General features: G+C 74.5%; 12 protein-coding genes and 5 tRNA genes. 9 read left to right on the forward strand and 8 right to left on the reverse strand.

The genetic code is table 11. From position 1 onward, the window contains the following. Window positions 1-122: 122 nt before the first annotated feature. The 5 genes from ACIQCJ_RS23810 to ACIQCJ_RS23830 all read left to right on the forward strand — a co-directional run bounded on the left by ACIQCJ_RS23810 (window position 123) and on the right by ACIQCJ_RS23830 (window position 8,377). Window positions 123-779: a GNAT family N-acetyltransferase gene (locus ACIQCJ_RS23810; protein WP_401307025.1), complete on the forward strand. Its 657-nt coding sequence runs from the start codon at window positions 123-125 to the stop codon at window positions 777-779. Between the two features lie 169 nt (window positions 780-948). Next, window positions 949-2,172, forward strand: a complete 1,224-nt coding sequence (gene cbiE, locus ACIQCJ_RS23815) for a precorrin-6y C5,15-methyltransferase (decarboxylating) subunit CbiE (protein ID WP_401307028.1) — start codon at window positions 949-951, stop codon at window positions 2,170-2,172. Window positions 2,173-2,465: 293 nt separating this feature from the next. Continuing rightward, a complete protein-coding gene (gene cobT / locus ACIQCJ_RS23820) occupies window positions 2,466-5,846 on the forward strand; it encodes a nicotinate-nucleotide--dimethylbenzimidazole phosphoribosyltransferase (protein WP_402712449.1) in 3,381 nt (1,126 codons plus the stop codon). Window positions 5,847-6,259: 413 nt separating this feature from the next. Further along, window positions 6,260-7,501, forward strand: a complete 1,242-nt coding sequence (cobA, locus tag ACIQCJ_RS23825) for a uroporphyrinogen-III C-methyltransferase (RefSeq protein WP_355332608.1) — start codon at window positions 6,260-6,262, stop codon at window positions 7,499-7,501. Window positions 7,502-7,555: 54 nt separating this feature from the next. Continuing rightward, window positions 7,556-8,377: an RNA methyltransferase gene (locus ACIQCJ_RS23830; RefSeq protein WP_355332605.1), complete on the forward strand. Its 822-nt coding sequence runs from the start codon at window positions 7,556-7,558 to the stop codon at window positions 8,375-8,377. Between the two features lie 76 nt (window positions 8,378-8,453). Here ACIQCJ_RS23830 and ACIQCJ_RS23835 read toward each other — a convergent pair whose 3' ends face one another. From ACIQCJ_RS23835 to ACIQCJ_RS23845, 3 genes are all read right to left on the reverse strand, one after another. Continuing rightward, window positions 8,454-9,599: an acyl-CoA dehydrogenase family protein gene (locus ACIQCJ_RS23835; protein ID WP_402712451.1), complete on the reverse strand. Its 1,146-nt coding sequence runs from the start codon at window positions 9,597-9,599 to the stop codon at window positions 8,454-8,456. Beyond that, the gene (locus tag ACIQCJ_RS23840) at window positions 9,596-10,801 is read right to left on the reverse strand and encodes an acyl-CoA dehydrogenase family protein (protein ID WP_402712452.1); all 1,206 of its coding nucleotides are present in this window, start codon (window positions 10,799-10,801) and stop codon (window positions 9,596-9,598) included. Before ACIQCJ_RS23840 ends, ACIQCJ_RS23835 begins: the two co-directional genes overlap by 4 nt. Before the next feature lie 606 nt (window positions 10,802-11,407). Beyond that, entirely contained in the window at window positions 11,408-12,748 is a 1,341-nt protein-coding gene (locus ACIQCJ_RS23845; protein WP_355332597.1) for a serine/threonine-protein kinase, read from the reverse strand. 241 nt (window positions 12,749-12,989) lie between these two features. On the opposite strand from ACIQCJ_RS23845, the gene ACIQCJ_RS23850 reads away from it, so the two are divergent. Continuing rightward, window positions 12,990-13,223 carry a hypothetical protein gene (locus ACIQCJ_RS23850; RefSeq protein WP_188285447.1) on the forward strand — a complete coding sequence of 78 codons (234 nt, stop codon included), beginning with the start codon at window positions 12,990-12,992 and terminating at the stop codon, window positions 13,221-13,223. Between the two features lie 354 nt (window positions 13,224-13,577). Further along, window positions 13,578-13,781 (forward strand): hypothetical protein, encoded by a 204-nt coding sequence (locus tag ACIQCJ_RS23855; RefSeq protein ID WP_355332595.1) that lies wholly within the window; start codon window positions 13,578-13,580, stop codon window positions 13,779-13,781. Between the two features lie 294 nt (window positions 13,782-14,075). Here the strand turns inward: ACIQCJ_RS23855 and ACIQCJ_RS23860 are convergent. The 5 genes from ACIQCJ_RS23860 to ACIQCJ_RS23880 form a co-directional block, all read right to left on the reverse strand. After that, a tRNA-Val gene (locus ACIQCJ_RS23860) sits at window positions 14,076-14,147 on the reverse strand. Between the two features lie 38 nt (window positions 14,148-14,185). Beyond that, a tRNA-Val gene (locus ACIQCJ_RS23865) sits at window positions 14,186-14,257 on the reverse strand. 32 nt (window positions 14,258-14,289) lie between these two features. Further along, window positions 14,290-14,361, reverse strand: a tRNA-Val gene (locus tag ACIQCJ_RS23870). Window position 14,362: 1 nt separating this feature from the next. Continuing rightward, a tRNA-Cys gene (locus ACIQCJ_RS23875) sits at window positions 14,363-14,436 on the reverse strand. A gap of 35 nt (window positions 14,437-14,471) precedes the next feature. After that, window positions 14,472-14,544: transfer RNA gene (locus tag ACIQCJ_RS23880), tRNA-Gly, on the reverse strand. 222 nt (window positions 14,545-14,766) lie between these two features. Between ACIQCJ_RS23880 and ACIQCJ_RS23885 the strand changes: the two genes are divergently transcribed. Together ACIQCJ_RS23885 and ACIQCJ_RS23890 are read left to right on the forward strand one after the other, a co-directional pair. Further along, the gene (locus tag ACIQCJ_RS23885) at window positions 14,767-15,846 is read left to right on the forward strand and encodes a chorismate-binding protein (protein WP_355332593.1); all 1,080 of its coding nucleotides are present in this window, start codon (window positions 14,767-14,769) and stop codon (window positions 15,844-15,846) included. Next, window positions 15,843-16,664, forward strand: coding sequence for an aminotransferase class IV (locus tag ACIQCJ_RS23890; protein ID WP_402712454.1), 822 nt, complete (start codon window positions 15,843-15,845; stop codon window positions 16,662-16,664). The genes ACIQCJ_RS23885 and ACIQCJ_RS23890 overlap by 4 nt, the downstream gene beginning before the upstream one ends. Window positions 16,665-16,729 lie beyond the last annotated feature (65 nt).

Here is a 16,729-nt window from a genome sequence, read left to right on the forward strand (position 1 = left end):
TACTCTGGAAGGGCGTTCGCCGCCGCGCACCCCACTCCCGCCCCGGCGACCCTGCCCGGCCCATGCCGTGCGGGATGCTGCATGCTGTGCAATCCACACATGCCCTGGTTACGGAGCAGCGAATGACGCCCACCTTTCCGGACATCTCCATCAGTACGGAGCGGCTGGTGCTGCGCGCGTACGAGGAGGCCGACATCCCCGCCCTGGCAGAGATGATGAACGACGAGCTGATCATCGCGTGGACCGGCGTACCGCAGCCGTATTCGCAGGACGACGCCCGCGCGTTCGTCACCAGGACCGCGCCCGCCGAGCGCGAGTCCGGCCGCGGCATCGTCCTGGCCGTCACCGAATTCCTCACCCAGCGGCTGGTCGGCACCGTCCACCTGCACAACACCGACTGGCGGATCCGCGGCAGCGAGGTGGGCTACCTCACCGCCGCCTGGGCGCGCGGCGAGGGATACGCCAGCGAATCGGTGCAGGCCGTCTGCCACTGGCTCTTCACCGACCAGCGCTTCGAACGGCTGGAGCTGCGCACCGCGGCCGACAACACCGCCTCCCAGCAGGTCGCGCAGAAGATCGGCTGCGTCAGCGAGGGCGTACTGCGCAACGCGGGCATCGTCCGCAGCCAGACCGAGGACGGCCGCTGGGCCGAGATCCGCACCGACCTGCTGGTGTGGAGCGTGCTGCCCGAGGACCTGGACGAGGGTCCGGGCCAGGCTTCCGGCGACGGCGGATACGACGCCCACGCCGACTTCAGCGCGTACGCCGACTGGCGCTGAGCCCTCCCGTCCACCGGCTCCGAGGACGCCGTGGCGGATACCTGCCCCCTCGCCTCGTCCCCGGGCACCCGGGCCCGGATAGTGTTCTCCCCCCGGGACCGGGGCGCGCCACGCCGCCGTGCCGTGACCTGGTCCGCAGCGATCCGCACAGCCATGGAGGCAGACGACGATGGCCGACCGGGTCACCGTGATCGGATGGGACGGCTCACCTCCGTCCGACGCGGCCCGCGCCGCACTGAACGCCGCCACCCTGGTCGCGGGCACCAAACACCATCTCGCGCTGTCGCACGTCCCCGAGCACGCCGAGCGGATCGTGCTGGGCAGCATCGAGATCGCCGCCCGCAGGATCGCCAAGCACCGCGGCAGCGCCGTCGTACTCGCCGACGGCGACCCCGGCTTCTTCGGCGTCGTCCGCGCGCTGCGGGCGCCGGAACACGGCCTGGAGATCGAGGTCATCCCCGGCGTCTCCGCCGTCGCCACCGCCTTCGCCCGCGCCGGAATGCCCTGGGACGACGCCCGCGTGGTGGTCGCGCACGGCCGCTCCCTGCGCCGCGCGGTCAACGTCTGCCGCGCCTACCCGAAGGTCGCCGTGCTCACCGCGCCCGGCGCGGGCCCGGTCGAACTCTCCCTGCTGCTCACCGGAGTCCACCGCACCTTCGTCATCTGCGAAGCGCTCGGCACCGAGCAGGAACAGGTGACAGTTCTCACCTCCGACAACGTCGCCGACCACATCTGGCGCGATCCGAACGTCGTCCTGGTCGTCGGCGGCACCACCTCCGCCGGTTCGGGAGCGGCCGGTCTCGGCGTACCGTCGGCGGAGCGCGGCGGCTGGATCGCCGGGCGCGACCCCGGATTTCCCGGCCCGGTCCGCGGCTGGGCGCTGCCCTCGTCCGAATACGGCGGCGACACCTCGGCGCATCTGCGCGCCTTCCAACTCGCCCGGCTCGGCCCGCGCACCGGCGACCTCGTGTGGGACATCGGCTCCGCGGACGGCGCCGTCGCCGTCGAGGCCGCGCGCTTCGGCGCCGCCGTCATCGCCGTCGACCGGGACGCCGACGCGTGCGACTGGATCACCGCCACCGGCCGCAGGGCCGGGGTCCAACTCCAGGTCGTACACGGCCCGGCGCCCCAGGTGCTGGACGACCTTCCGGAGCCCGACGCGGTACGGATCGGGTGCGTCGACGCCGAGGTGACGGCCGCCTGCGCGGCCCGCCGCCCGGAGCGGATCGTGACCGGCGCGACCACCCGCGACGAGGCCGAAGCGGTCAGCAGGGCACTGGAGGAAGGCGGTTACGAGGTGGAACGCGCTCTCCTGCAATCCGTCGAACTGGATTCCGAGTGGGCCGAGCGGGAACGCTCGGTGACCTTTGCCCTCTGCGGCACGCGCCGCTGATCTGTGCATGATCAAAAACGCCTGCGCAGAAGGCGTTTGCGCCGGTCGCGGACGTGTGTCGGGGCATCGTACGCGGGGCGTCCCGAGGTGCGGACCACCGGACGGGCCGCCGCGCCGAGCGGGGTAGGCTGGCGGATCGTTGTGCCGTCGTCGTGCGTTGACGGGTCGTCGAGAACCGCGGCGTCCGGCGCTCACGTGCCCGCTGCTCCGCACGCTCGTTCTCTTGCGTGAGGGGGTCGGGCCGCGCGCGGTGCAGCGCTGGAAGGAGCGAAACCGATGGGCGAGGGGCACGCATGACGGACACCGGTCGGATCCCCGGCGAGGGGCTGCCGGAGAACGCAGTCGGGGAAGCGGTTCGCCAGCCGCACTCCGAGCTTCCCGGCACTGCCGTACCGCAGCCGTCCGTCCCCGGCTGGGGCGCGGAACCGCTTCCCGACGAACAGGGCGCACCCGCGTACACGTACCTCGACCAGCCCGCCGCTCCCGGCGCGGGCATCGACGACGAGGACGACGTGCTGCTCATGCCGGGCCCGCAGGGGTCCTGGAGCGACCCGCAGCCGGTGCCGCCGCAGCCCGTACCGGCCCACGCCGACGCGCACGAGGCGGGCGGCCGGGACTCCGGCTCCATCGACTACGCGGCGGTGCTCGCGCCGCAGCCGCTCCCGCAGGGCGTGGCCCAGGACGTCCAGCAGGCCGCTCAGCAGGGCGGCGAGGCGCTGCCCCCGGCCGTGCCGCCCGTGGCCGAGGCCGCGACGCCCGGTGCGGGGAATCCGGCGCCCGGCTACGGCTTCGACACCGGTACCGAGCACGCGGCCCCGGCCGCCGAGTTCGCCGGCCCCGGCGACACGGGCGCGGTCCCGATGCCGTCTGCCGGTGTGCCGCAGCCGGCCGGCGCCCAGGCCGCCCAGACCGCCGCGCCGCGCCGCCCGCTGCACATGGGCCCGCCGATGCCCGACAGCATCGGCGGGGGCGTCTCCGTACGCTCCCTGGCCGACCGCGGTCCCGCGCACGCCCAGGCACCGGCGCAGACCCCGGTACGGGCCTCGGGCCCGCCGACCTCCGGCCCCGAATACCTCGACGTGCCGCAGGACGACACCTCCGGCATCCCGGCCCAGCAGACCGGCGAGGCCGCGGACCGGACTCCCGCCTCCGGTACGGCGGGCGCCGAGCAGGTCGGCGGCTGGCCCGCCGCCCCCGCCGCCTCCCAGCCGTCGCTGATCCCGCACGCCGACAGCGTCGTCCCGCCGCGGCCCGCCGACCCGTTGCGCGCGTTCCTCGCGCCCGACGACGCGCCGGAGGAGACCGCGGCTCCGGCCGCCGCCCCGGTCGCCGCCGTCCCGGCCCAGGCCCCGGCGCCGGTGGCCGTCCCCGAACCCGCCGCGCAGCCCGAGGCCGTGGCCGTCGAGCCGGTCCGGCCCGTGCCGCCCGCTCAGCCCGCCGCAGCCGAGTACGCGCCCGCTCCCGAGCAGGCCGCGCCCGCGGCCCCGGCCGAGCAGGAGGCGCCGCACGTCGCGCCCGAGGAGCAGCCGTCGGCGGCCGTACAGGCTCCGGCGCCGCTGCCCGAGGCCGTACCGGTGGAAGCGGCACCGGCCGAGGCCGCGCCCGTGGAAGCCGTACCCGTGGAGGCCGTCCGGCAGACGCCCGCCGAGGGGACGCCCGCGCCCGCCGCGGCCGAGCCGGTCGCCGAGCCGGAACCGGCGGACGTACCGGAACAGGCCGCTGCTCCGGCGCAGTCGGCCGAGACCGCGCCCGAGGCGACTCCCGAAGCCGAGGCCGCGCCCGTGGAGGCCGTACCCGAGGCCGCCCCTGAGACCGTCCCCGAGGCCGTCGTCGCGGAGCCCGTCGCACCCGAGCCCGTCGCACCCGAGCCGGTCGCCGCCGCTGTCGCCGAGGCCGAAGAGGCCCAGCCGCTGCCGGTCGCGGTCGCCCCGCAGCAGGGGCCCGCGGCGGAGGCGTACGAGCCCGCCGTCCGGGACGCCGTGCACCGGGTGATCCGCGAACGGCGAGACATCCGCAACGGCTTCCGGTCCGACCCGATCCCGCACGACGTGCTGCTGCGCGTCCTGGAGGCGGCGCACACCGCGCCCAGCGTCGGGCACTCGCAGCCGTGGGACTTCGTCGTCATCAGGTCGGCGAAGACCCGCGAGAAGATGCACGAACTGGCCATGCAGCAGCGGGAGGCGTACGCCAAGTCGCTCCCCAAGGGCCGGGCACGGCAGTTCCGCGAACTGAAGATCGAGGCGATCCTCGACACCCCGGTCAACATCGTGGTGACCGCCGACCCCACCCGCGGCGGCCGGCACACCCTCGGCCGCCACACGCAGCCGCAGATGGCGCCGTACTCCTCCGCGCTCGCCGTGGAGAACCTGTGGCTCGCCGCCCGCGCGGAAGGACTCGGCGTCGGCTGGGTCTCCTTCTTCGACGAGCGCCAGATGGTCACCGAGCTCGGCCTGCCCGAGCACCTGGAGGTCGTCGCCTACCTGTGCGTCGGGTACGTCGACGAATTCCCCGACGAGCCCGAGCTGATGCAGGCCGGGTGGTCGCAGCGCCGCCCGCTGTCGTGGGTCGTGCACGACGAGGAGTACGGCAACCGCGCGCTGCCCGGCGAGGAGCCGCACGACCTGCTGGAAGAGACGCTGCGCGGCATCCGCCCGCTGGACGCCAAGGCGCTCGGCGAGGCGTGGGAGCGGCAGAAGCGGATGACGAAACCGGCGGGCGCGCTGGGCATGCTGGAGATCATCTCCGCGCAGCTCAGCGGGCTTTCGCGGCAGTGCCCGCCGCCGATTCCCGAGCCCGCGGCCGTGGCGATCTTCGCCGGTGACCACGGGGTGCACGCCCAGGGCGTCACCGCGTGGCCGCAGGAGGTTACCGCGCAGATGGTGGCCAACTTCCTCGGCGGCGGCGCCGTCTGCAACGCCTTCGCCAACCAGGTCGGCGCCGAGGTCTGCGTCGTGGACGTCGGCGTCGCCTCCGAACTGCCCAGCACCCCGGGGCTGTTGCCGCGCAAGGTCCGCGCGGGCACCGCCGACTTCACCGCGGGGCCCGCGATGACCCGCGAAGAGGCGCTGCGCGCCATCGAGGTCGGCATCGAGACCGCCCGCGACCTCGTCGCCGCGGGCAACAAGGCGCTGCTCACCGGCGAGATGGGCATCGCGAACACCACGACGTCCGCCGCCCTCATCGCCGTCTACACCGGCGTCGACCCCGCCGAGGTCACCGGGCGCGGCACCGGCATCAACGACGAGATGCACGCCCGCAAGGTCGAGGTCGTCCGGCGCGCCCTCGACCTGCACCGGCCCGACCCCGGCGACCCCATCGGCGTCCTCACCGCCATCGGCGGTCTCGAACACGCCGCCATGGTCGGGCTCCTGCTCGGCGCCGCGGCCCTCCGTACTCCCGTCATCCTCGACGGCGTCAGCGCCGGTGCCGCCGCCCTGGTCGCTCGCGCGATCGCTCCCGAGGTGCTCGCCGCCTGCATCGCCGGGCACCGCAGCGCCGAGCCCGGGCATGTCGCCGCGCTCACCACGCTGGGGCTGCGGCCCCTCGTCGACCTCGACCTCCGCCTCGGCGAAGGCACCGGGGCCTTGCTCGCGCTGCCCCTCGTCCAGAGCGCGGCGCGCGTCATGCACGAAGTCGCCACCTTCGACGCGGCGGGCGTCACCGAGAAGGGGTAGCCCCCGCACGGGGTGCCCCCGCTTGAAGCTCAGGCCCTCCCCGGGCCCTGTTCCTCCTCCCCGCAGGGGGGTGCCGCTTACGGCTGCATGCACCCCGGCGGCGCGGTCGTGGCCCCAGGGGGTGCCGCCTGCTGTGGTGTGCACAGTCTCGCGGTGCGTCCTGGCCGAGCGCGCGGTTCCCCGCGCCCCGAGGGGGTGCCGCCCGTTGTGGCGTGCACAGTGGCGGTGCGTCGTGGTCGGCCGCGCGATTCCCCGCGCCCCCAAGAAGGACGGCTCACCCTTCTGCGGAAGAGGACGCGTCCCGGAGGGGCGGGGGGAAGCGCGCGGCCGGGCACGGTGGGGCCGACCGGGGCCGGGGCCGAAACGTAGGATCGCCGCACGCAGTGGAAACCGTTGAGAAGGAGCCGGACCGCATGGATCGCAAGGACGCCCCGGCGTACCCCGTAGGGCTGCGCCTCGCCGGACGGCGCGTCGTGGTGGTCGGCGGTGGCCAGGTGGCGCAGCGGCGGCTTCCGGCGCTGGTGTCGGCGGGGGCGGACATCGTGGTGGTGTCGCCGACGGCGACGCCGTCGGTGGAGGCGATGGCCGACGCGGGCGAGCTGCGCTGGGAGCGGCGGCCGTACGAGGACGGGGACCTGGAGGGCGCCTGGTACGCCCTGGTGGCGAGCACCGACGCGGCGGCGAACGCGGCGGCGTCCGCAGAGGCGGAGGCCCGCCGGGTGTGGTGCGTGCGCAGCGACGACGCGGAGGCGGCCACGGCGTGGACGCCCGCGACGGGCCGTTCGGAGGGCGTGACGGTGGCGGTGCTGACCGGCAGGGACCCCCGGCGGTCGGCGGCGGTACGGGACGCGGTCGTCGAGGGGCTGCGGGACGGCACGCTGGTGGCGCCGCACCACCGGACGCGGACGGCGGGCGTGGCGCTGGTCGGCGGCGGCCCCGGCGACCCGGACCTGATCACGGTGCGCGGACGCCGCCTCCTGGCGGAGGCGGACGTGGTGATCGCCGACCGGCTCGGCCCGCGCGACCTGCTGGACGAACTGCCGCCGCACGTCGAGGTGATCGACGCGGCGAAGATCCCGTACGGCCGGGCGATGGCCCAGGAGGCCATCAACAGCGCGCTGATCGAGCACGCCAGGGCGGGCAAGGCCGTGGTCCGGCTCAAGGGCGGCGACCCGTACGTCTTCGGGCGCGGTATGGAGGAGGCCGAGGCGCTGGCCGCGGCCGGTGTCCCGGTCACCGTCGTACCCGGCATCTCCAGCTCCATCAGCGTGCCGGGCGCGGCCGGTATCCCGGTCACGCACCGGGGTGTGGCCCACGAGTTCACGGTGGTCAGCGGCCATGTCGCGCCCGACGACGCGCGCTCGTTGGTCGACTGGACGGCGCTGGCCCGGCTGCGCGGCACCCTCGTGCTGCTGATGGCGGTCGAGCGGATCGGCCCGATCGCGGCGACGCTCGTGGCGGGCGGCCGGTCCGCCGACACACCCGTGGCCGTGGTGCAGGAGGGCACGACGGCCGCGCAGCGCCGGGTGGACGCCACGCTGGCGACCGTCGCGGACGTCGTGGAAGCGGAAGGCGTACGTCCCCCCGCCGTGATCGTGATCGGCGACGTGGTCACCGTGGGCGGCGGCGTCGCGCAGGGCCGTACCGGCCGGTGAACGGCTTGTGGATGCGCCGTTGGCAGGTGCCGGAGGACAGGGCAGTATCAGGCTGTGGCTGAGCTCATCACGATCGACGACCCCGACGACCCGCGCCTGCACGACTACACGTCGCTGACCGACGTGGACCTGCGGCGGCGTCGCGAACCCGCCGAAGGTCTCTTCATCGCCGAGGGCGAGAAGGTCATCAGGCGGGCCCGGCACGCCGGTTACCGCATGCGCTCGATGCTGCTGTCCGCCAAGTGGGTGGACGTCATGCGCGATGTCATCGACGAGGTGCCCGCTCCCGTCTACGCCGTCAGCCCCGACCTCGCGGAGCAGGTCACCGGCTACCACGTGCACCGGGGCGCCCTCGCCTCCATGCAGCGCAAGCCGCTGCCGACGGCCGAGGACCTGCTCGCCGCCGCCCCCGCCCAGGGCGCCGGACGCCGCGTCGCGATCTTCGAGGACATCGTCGACCACGCCAACCTCGGCGCCGCCTTCCGCAGCGCCGCCGCCCTCGGCGTGGACGCCGTCTTCCTCTCCCCGCGCTGCGCCGACCCCCTCTACCGGCGCGCCGTCAAGGTCTCCATGGGCGCCGTCCTCCAAGTCCCCTGGACCCGCCTGAGTTCCTGGCCCAAGGACATCGAACGCTTCCGCCAGCAGGGCTTCGTCACCGCGGCGCTCTGCCTCGCCGACAAGTCGATCACCATCAACGAACTGGCCGCCCGCCGCTACCCCAAACTCGCCCTCATGCTCGGCACCGAGGGCGACGGCCTCTCCGTGGACGCCCTGCGCGCCGCCGACGAGTGGGTCAGCATCCCGATGGCCCCCGGCGTCGACTCCCTCAACGTCGCCGCCGCGTCGGCCGTCGCCTTCTACGCCACGAGGCTGTAGCCGCGCGGGGCGGCGGCCGGGGCCAGGTCTTCAGGCGCGCTGGGGGCACCTCCAGCGCGCCCACGGGCCCGCGTCCTCACGGGCGGGGCGGGAGCCCCACCAAAGAGGCCAGCGCCGCGCGGTGGTACCCCGGTGTGCCGAGGGCGATCTCGTCCGCCTTGGCGCGCTTGAGGTAGAGGTGGAGCGGATGCTCCCACGTCATGCCGATGCCGCCGTGCAGTTGAAGGGCCTCTTCCGCGGCGTGGACGGCCGTGGCGGCGACGTACGACTGCGCGACGGCCACGGCGACGGCGGTGTCGGGCGCGCCGGTGGCCAGGGCGTCGGCGGCGGAGCGGGCGGCGGCGCGGGCCGAGACGACCTCGAGCCAGAGGTCGGCGAGCCGGTGCTTGAGCGACTGGAAGGACCCCACCACGCGCCCGAACTGGTGGCGCTCACCGAGGTACCGGACGGTCTCGTCCAGGCACCACTGGGCGATGCCGAGCTGTTCCGAGGCGAGCAGCCCGGCGCCGGTGAGCAGGGCGCGGTCCAGCGCGGCGGCCGGGTCTGCGGCGGGCAGGAGACGCCCGGCGGCGCCGGAGAGCTCCAGATCGGCGAGCGGCCGGGTGAGGTCGAGGGAGACCGGCCGTACGGTACGGACGTCGGCCGCCGCGACCTCGTAGAGCCCCGGGCCTTCCGGGCCGACGGCGGGGACGACGAGCACGTCCGCGACGAGGGCTTCCACGACGCTGGTGACACGGCCGGTCAGCGGACCGCCCGCGTCGGCGCGTACCGCTGTGGGGAAGGCACCGCCGGGAGCGGCGGACAGCGGGACGGCCAGCGCCGCCGTGGCCGTGCCTGCGGCGAGGCGGCCGAGCAGCGCCGCCGTCCCCGCGTCCTCGGTGTCGCAGCCGAGCAGCGCGGTGGTGGCGAGGACGGCGCTGCCGAGGAAGGGCGTGGGCGCGGCGCCGCCGCCCAGGACTTCGAGGACGACGGCGGCCTCCCGCGCGGAGGCGCCCTGGCCGCCGAGCTTCTCCGGCACCAGCAGCCCGGCGAGGCCGAGCTCGGCGGCGAGCACCCGCCACAGCGCCGGGTCGTACGGTGTGTCGGTCTCGATCGCGGCCAGCACGGCCGTCGGCGGGCAGCGGTCGGCGAGGACGTCGCGCACGGCGGCCCGCAGGTCGTCCTCGACCTCGGAGTAGAGGAGGTCGGCGGGGCCGGGGGAGGGGGCGGAGGCGGCGGTCATCGGGGGAGGTCCTTCCAGGCGGCGTCCTTGTCGGTGCGGGGCTCGGAGGGCAGGCCGAGGACCCGCTCGGCGACGATGTTGCGCAGGATCTCGGAGGTGCCGCCCTCGATCGAGTTCCCCTTGGCCCGCAGATAGCGGTAGCCCGCGTCGCGGCCGTAGAAGTCGACACTGCGCGGCCTGACCATCGTCCAGTCGCCGTAGCGCAGACCGTCCTCGCCGAGGAGTTCCACCTCAAGGCCGCTGATCTGCTGGTTGAGCCGGGCGAAGGCCAGCTTGAGCCCGGAGCCCTCGGGGCCCGGCGCGCCGGACACGAGCTGCTGGCGGACCCGCTCGGCGGTGAGCCGCGCGACCTCCGCGTCCACCCACAGCCGCATCAGCCGGTCGTGCAGCTCCGGCGTCCGCAGCTCGGGCCGCTCGCGCCAGGTCGCGGCGACGGGGCCCATCATGCCGCCCTCACGCGGCAGGCTCTGCCCGCCGATCGCCACCCGCTCGTTCATGAGCGTGGTCTGCGCGACCCGCCAGCCGTCGCCGACCTCGCCGAGCCGGTGCGCGTCGGGAATCCGCACCCCGCTGAGGAACACCTCGTTGAACTCGGCCTCCCCGGTGATCTGCCGCAGCGGACGCACCTCGACGCCGGGGTCGGTCATGTCGCACACGAAGTACGTGATCCCTCGGTGCTTGGGCACATCCGGGTCGGTACGGGCGATGAGGATCGCCCAGCGCGCGGTGTGGGCGCTCGACGTCCAGACCTTCTGGCCGTCCACGACCCACTCGTCGCCGTCGCGGACCGCCCGCGTGCGCAGCCCGGCCAGGTCCGAGCCCGCGCCCGGTTCGCTGAAGAGCTGGCACCACACCTCCTCGCCGGTCCACAGCGGTCGCAGAAAGCGGGACTTCTGCTCCTCGGTGCCGTACCGCAGGATGGTCGGCGCCGCCATGCCGAGCCCGATGCCGATCCGCCGGGGATCGTTGTCCGGCGCCCTGGCCGCCGTCAGCTCCGCGTCCACCGCCGCCTGCGCCGCCCTCGGCGCGCCCAGGCCCCCGAGGCCCTCGGGGAAGTGCACCCACGCCAGTCCCGCGTCGAACCGCGCCCGCAGGAACTCCAGCGGCTCCGTCCGCCCCGGCTCCCATGCCGCCAGCAGCGCCCTGGCCCGCCGGCGCAGCTCCTCCTCGCCGAGGCCGTCCTTCGCGGTGGTGGTCGTCATGCGCCGCGTCCTTCCGATCGCCCGAGCCTACTAAGCAAGCGCTTGGAAACCTAGCCGAAGTCCGCCCACCCACGCCAGCCCCCCTGCGGGGGAGGCTTCACGAGTACGGACGCCCGCGCGAGTGCCACATCCCGTCGCGGAGCCAGCCCCGCCCCGCCCTGGCCACCCGCGCCGTTCCCCCGCCCCGGTGGGGGCCGGTCGCGCAGTTCCCCGCGCCCCTTCGGGGCTCGTACCTGCCGTCCTTCACCCGCGCCCCGACATGGGCTGGTCGCGCAGTTCCCCGCGCCCCTCAAAAGCCCGCCCCACCCGGCGTCCGCACTGGGGCCCCGTAGGGGCGCGGGGAACTGCGCGCGCAAGCGCAGCGGGCCGGTGCTGTTCGCGCGGCGGAATGTGGCACCCACCTGGGGGCGCGGGGAACTGCGCGACCAGCCACGTCATGGCGGGACTGTCTCCGCGACGCCGGGTGGGCCCCGTAGGGGCGCGGGGAACTGCGCGACGAGCCACGGCTGGCCGGGACTGTCCGCACGGCCGAAAGTGGCACCCAACCGGGGGAACGGCGCGATCGGCCGTGACGGAAGCCGACATCGGGCCGCCCGGGCGGCAGCCCTAGGGGCCTGAATCCCCGGCGGAAGCCGAGACGGTGACCGTGGGCGGGACGCCGAGTCCGCGGGAGAGCCGGTGGCACCCCTGGGCGGCGGCGATGATGACGGCCGCGAGAAGGGTGACGATGACGAAGACGAAGACGCGCTGGCGCAACAGGCGCCGCTTCGGGCTGGCACCGGGACGCCGCCCGGTCGGCGTCCGGGCGGCGGGGGTGCGGGTCCCGGAGGACCGGGGGCCGGGCGGCCGAGGCGGCGGCGTACGCGACCCGGAGCGCCCCCCGGACGTGCCGGCGCCGCCCTGCCCCCCGGCACCGGCCCCGGTGCCGTGCGGCCCCTGGCCACCGCCCGTACGGCTGCCGCGGCCGGGCGCGGTACCGGGACCCGTACGCCCGTTGGTCGGCCCGCCGGCCGGCCGCCGTTCGGTGTGCTGCTGCGCGTACTCCTCGGCCCTGCGGCCGGTCGGCCGCTCCGGGCGCGGCCCGGCCGCCTTCGGCAGCCCCTCGCGGCGCGGCGCGCCGATCCCGCGGGCCTCGCGGGCGGCGATCTCGGCGAGCCGTTCCGAGAGCTGCACGGTGCTCGGCCGCTCCTCGGGGTCCTTGGCCAGGCACGCGTAGACCAGCGGCGCGAGCGCGTCGGGCACGCCGGTCAGATCCGGCTCCTCGTGCACCACGCGGTACAGCATGACCTCGGAACTGCCCTGCCCGAAGGGCGAGTCGGCGGTCGCCGCGTACGCCAGGGTGGCGCCGAAGGCGAAGACGTCGGTGGCCGGGGTGACCGCGGCGCCGCGCACCTGCTCGGGCGCGAGGAAGCCGGGCGAGCCGACCGCCGTACCGACGTGCGTCAACGTGCTGGCCCCGGTCGCCCAGGCGATGCCGAAGTCGATGATCCGCGGGCCCTTGGGGGACAGCAGGATGTTCGACGGCTTGAGGTCGCGGTGCACGACCCCGGCCTCGTGCACGGCGACCAGCCCCTCGGCGAGGGCCGCGCCGATCGTGGCGACCTCGGCGGCGGGCAGCGTGCCGCCCTCGGCGACCTTGTCGTGCAGGGACGGCCCCGGCACGTACTGCGTGGCGAACCACGGGCGTTCGGCCTCGAGGTCGGCCGCCACCAGCCGGGCCGTGCAGCCGCCGCGGATCCGCCGGGCGGCGGACACCTCACGGGCGAACCGCGAGCGGAACTCCTGATCCTCCGCCAGCTCGGGCCTGATGACCTTCAGCGCGACGCGCTGCCCGCGCTTGTCCGCGCCGAGGTAGACCACGCCCATGCCGCCCGCCCCGAGCCGCCGGTGCAACCGGAACGCGCCGACGACCCGCGGATCCTCGCGCCGGAGCCGCATCATCGCCATGTCCGTCCGTCCCCTGCCTCCGGTGGGGGAGGCCCCACTCCACTGAACTGACCGGCCGCTGGGCCGGCCGCCCACAGCTTACGGACTCAAGTCCCCCCGCGCGCTGATGCCCCGCAGGCGCGCGGGCGCTAATTGTCAGTGCCCGGTGGGATCCTTGAGAGGTGGGAGCGCGCCCGTCGGACGGGTGGTCAGCACCGCGCCCGCTTCGCCAACGGACCGTCTGCCAAGGGGGAATGACGCCGTGAAAGGTGATCGTGTGGAGATAGTCGTCGACGCGGGGGACACCACCCGCACCTATGAGGTCATCGCCACCCGGGCGGGCCGCAGAGTGGAGACGGCGGTGCGCCGAGGTGTCGTGGAAGTGAGTGAAGTCACCCGCAATGGGACGGTGGTCCGCACCGCCCGCTTCATGTCCACCAGAGTGCTCGCCCTGGTGGAGCAGCCGGTACCGCGCGAGGTCGAGCAGGCGGGCTGAGCACCGCCCCGTCACCGCGCCGTCGCCCGACCCCGTCACCGCCCTGTCACCCCGCCGGCTACCGACGCGGTCCCGGACCCTCCTCAGGAAAAGCCGCCCCTCCGGCCCGGTGTCCCCTCCGGGATACCCCTGGTGACCTAGGTCGCCTCCTCCACCCAGGGGAGTATCCGGGCCGCTCGCCGTCATCCTCCGGGAGGCCGGTAAAGGGGTACGAGGGCATGACGACCGGCCGCCGTCGCGCCCTTAATGTTGAGGTCAAGCGGCGGGCGAAGCACTCGTCCCCCGAGGTCAAACGTCCGCCGCCCCAAATCTGACAACAGAAGATCTGACCACACCTCACCTCTGGAGAGGGCCATGGCGAACACGGTGGAACGCACCGCGCGTGCCGTGCGCGGCGGCAGGGCGCTGATCGTCGGCGCCCGTCCGACCGGCACCCGGCATCCGCTGGTGGCGGCGGCCATGGTGCTGCCGCTGGCAGCCCTGCTCGCCTACTTCTTCGGTGGAGTGGACGCGGTGGTCACACAAGCGTCGTCCGTAGCCGGCCTGATGGGGCGCTGACACAACGCCCCAGGCCCGGAAGAGCGGTCCGGGCCGGGGACATACCGGTGAACCCCGTGGGGACGGGGGTACGGCGGACGACTGCGTTTGCCCGGGTATCGCGAGATACCCGGGCATTGCGCTTTTCCGGGGCCAGTTGACCCCGATCCCGACGACGGAGGCGGTCCTCCCGCGACCGAGGGGACCCGCACGGCCGAGGGGACCCGCAACGGCCGAGTGGACCCGCACGACCGAGGGACCCGCACGACCGAGGGCCGGAAGCTCGATCGCTTCCGGCCCTCGGTGTCCTGCGCGTGGACGATACTGGGATTGAACCAGTGACCCCTTCCGTGTCAGGGAAGTGCTCTCCCGCTGAGCTAATCGTCCTCGGTCGTGCGGGTGACGCGGATGGTGCTGATGACGCGTGCGCGATACTGGGATTGAACCAGTGACCTCTTCCGTGTCAGGGAAGCGCTCTCCCGCTGAGCTAATCGCGCGGGATCTTTCTCCAGGACCCTGTGGGGTCCAGTGGACGATACTGGGATTGAACCAGTGACCTCTTCCGTGTCAGGGAAGCGCTCTCCCGCTGAGCTAATCGTCCTTGGAGGTGGAGACGGGATTTGAACCCGTGTAGACGGCTTTGCAGGCCGTTGCCTCGCCTCTCGGCCACTCCACCAACACAGCGGGGGTTCGGGAAGATCCCCCACGTCGAGCGGACGACGAGATTCGAACTCGCGACCCTCACCTTGGCAAGGTGATGCTCTACCAACTGAGCCACGTCCGCAGGCGCCGTAGCTCCGGGGCACTCTCGTGTCCCGGCGACGTGGTGAACTCTAGCGGATTCCCGGTCAAGCTCAAAAACTGGTTTCCGCAGCGTGCCGGGCCAATGACGGGCGCATGACCGGCGGAGCACCGCGACGGCGCCCCGCCTAGACTCGGCTCCACCTGCCGCCGAGCACCGGTTCGGCCCTCTCGTCGTCCACTCGCCGTCCACCAGGGAAGCCCCGTGCGTGACCTCGCCCCCATGGCCCGCTTCGGCGGCCTCGTCGCCTCCGACCTGCGGGATGTCACCGCGGACCTGAGCGCGCTCGACTCCACGGGCTTCTGGGCGGTCGCCGCCGACTTCGAGGGCCGTACGGTCTGCGCCCGCTTCGGCGACGTACGCCGCGACCCCGCCCCCTCCACACCCCGGACCCGCCCCTGGCGCGGCCCCGACCCCGCCGCGTGGACCTCCTCGCTGGACCGCGCGGCCTATGTGGCCGGGGTGCGCGCGATCCGCGAGCGCATCGCGGCCGGCGAGGTCTACCAGGTCAACCTCTGCCGGGTCCTGACCGCGCCGCTGCCCGAGGCGGAGAGCCGGGGCGGGTACGGCGGCCCGGACATCGACGCGCTGTCCGCGGTCCTGGCCCGCGGCAACCCGGCCCCGTATGCCGGAACGATTCGGCTGCCCGCGCACGGCGTCGAGATCGCCACCGCCTCGCCCGAGTTGTTCCTGCGGCGCGACGGCGCGACGGTCGAGTCGGGGCCGATCAAGGGCACCGCGCGGACCGCGGACGAGCTGCTGCCCAAGGACCACGCGGAGAACGTCATGATCGTCGACCTGGTGCGCAACGACCTCGGCCAGGTCTGCGCCACCGGCTCGGTGACCGTGCCCGCGCTGTGCGCGATCGAGCCGCACCCCGGCCTGGTGCACCTGGTCTCCACCGTCCGCGGCGAGCTGCGCCCCGACGCCGGATGGCCGGAGCTGTTCGCCGCCGCCTTCCCGCCCGGCTCGGTCACCGGCGCGCCCAAGTCGAGCGCGCTGCGGGTGCTCGGCGAGCTGGAGACCGCCCCGCGCGGCCCGTACTGCGGCGGGATCGGCTGGGTCGACGCGGACCGGCGGACCGGTGAACTGGCCGTCGGCATCCGGACGTTCTGGATCGACAGGACGGGCCCCGGCGCCCCCTTGCTGCGCTTCGGCACCGGTGCCGGGATCACCTGGGGTTCGGATCCGGAAGGCGAGTGGGCCGAGACCGAATTGAAGGCGGCCAGGCTGCTGGCGGTAGCGTCGGGAGTCCAGGAGACAAGCGGAGGGATGCTTCGGTGAAGATCTGGGTGGACGGCGGACTGCGGGACACCGCGGACGCCACCGTGTCGGTGTTCGACCACGGACTGACGGTCGGCGACGGCGTGTTCGAGACGCTCAAGGCCGTCGAGGGCCGGCCCTTCGCGGTCACCCGCCACCTGGAGCGGCTCGCCAGGTCCGCCCGCGGTCTCGGCCTGCCGGAGCCCGACCGGGACGAGGTGCGCCGCGCCTGCGACGCCGTGCTCGCCGCGAACCCGATGCCGCTCGGACGGCTGCGGATCACGTACACCGGCGGTCCGTCGCCGCTCGGCTCCGACCGCGGCGACGCGGGCACCACCCTGGTCGTGGCGCTCGGCGAGGCGTCCGTACGCCCCGACACCACCGCCGTCGTCACCGTCCCGTGGGCGCGCAACGAGAAGGGCGCGCTGTCCGGGCTCAAGACCACCTCCTACGGGGAGAACGTCGTCGCTCTCGCGCGGGCGCACGAACACGGCGCCAGCGAGGCGCTGTTCGCCAACACCCGGGGCAGGCTCTGCGAGGGCACCGGGTCCAATGTCTTCGTCGTCCTCGACGGCCGGCTGCTGACCCCGCCGCTGGCGTCCGGCTGCCTGGCCGGGATCACCCGCGAGCTGGTGATCGACTGGACCGGCGCGCAGGAGACCGACCTGCCGCTCGACGTCCTCGACCGGGCGGAGGAGATCTTCCTGACCTCGTCGCTGCGCGATGTGCAGGGCGTGCACCGGACGGACGACCGTCGGCTGTCCGCCGCTCCGGGGCCCGTCACGGCCAAGGCCATGCGGATCTTCGCCGAGCGCGCGGCGGCCGATCCGAACCCGTAGGTCCCCCAAGTCCCGGCACGGCGGCGGCCGGGCGCGGTAGAACGTCACCCGGCACCCCATGCGAT

Origin of the sequence: Streptomyces sp. NPDC093221 (assembly GCF_044753885.1) — a bacterium.
In the GTDB taxonomy this organism is placed as follows: Bacteria; Actinomycetota; Actinomycetes; order Streptomycetales; family Streptomycetaceae; genus Actinacidiphila.

Bases quoted from the DNA above. Each gene is read 5' to 3' on its own strand.
- ACIQCJ_RS23810 (WP_401307025.1), top strand. From the start codon at position 123: ATGACGCCCACCTTTCCGGACATCTCCATCAGTACGGAGCGGCTGGTG.
- cbiE (WP_401307028.1), top strand. From the start codon at position 949: ATGGCCGACCGGGTCACCGTGATCGGATGGGACGGCTCACCTCCGTCC.
- cobT (WP_402712449.1), top strand. From the start codon at position 2,466: ATGACGGACACCGGTCGGATCCCCGGCGAGGGGCTGCCGGAGAACGCA.
- cobA (WP_355332608.1), top strand. From the start codon at position 6,260: ATGGATCGCAAGGACGCCCCGGCGTACCCCGTAGGGCTGCGCCTCGCC.
- ACIQCJ_RS23835 (WP_402712451.1), bottom strand. From the start codon at position 9,599: ATGACCGCCGCCTCCGCCCCCTCCCCCGGCCCCGCCGACCTCCTCTAC.
- ACIQCJ_RS23840 (WP_402712452.1), bottom strand. From the start codon at position 10,801: ATGACGACCACCACCGCGAAGGACGGCCTCGGCGAGGAGGAGCTGCGC.
- ACIQCJ_RS23845 (WP_355332597.1), bottom strand. From the start codon at position 12,748: ATGGCGATGATGCGGCTCCGGCGCGAGGATCCGCGGGTCGTCGGCGCG.
- ACIQCJ_RS23855 (WP_355332595.1), top strand. From the start codon at position 13,578: ATGGCGAACACGGTGGAACGCACCGCGCGTGCCGTGCGCGGCGGCAGG.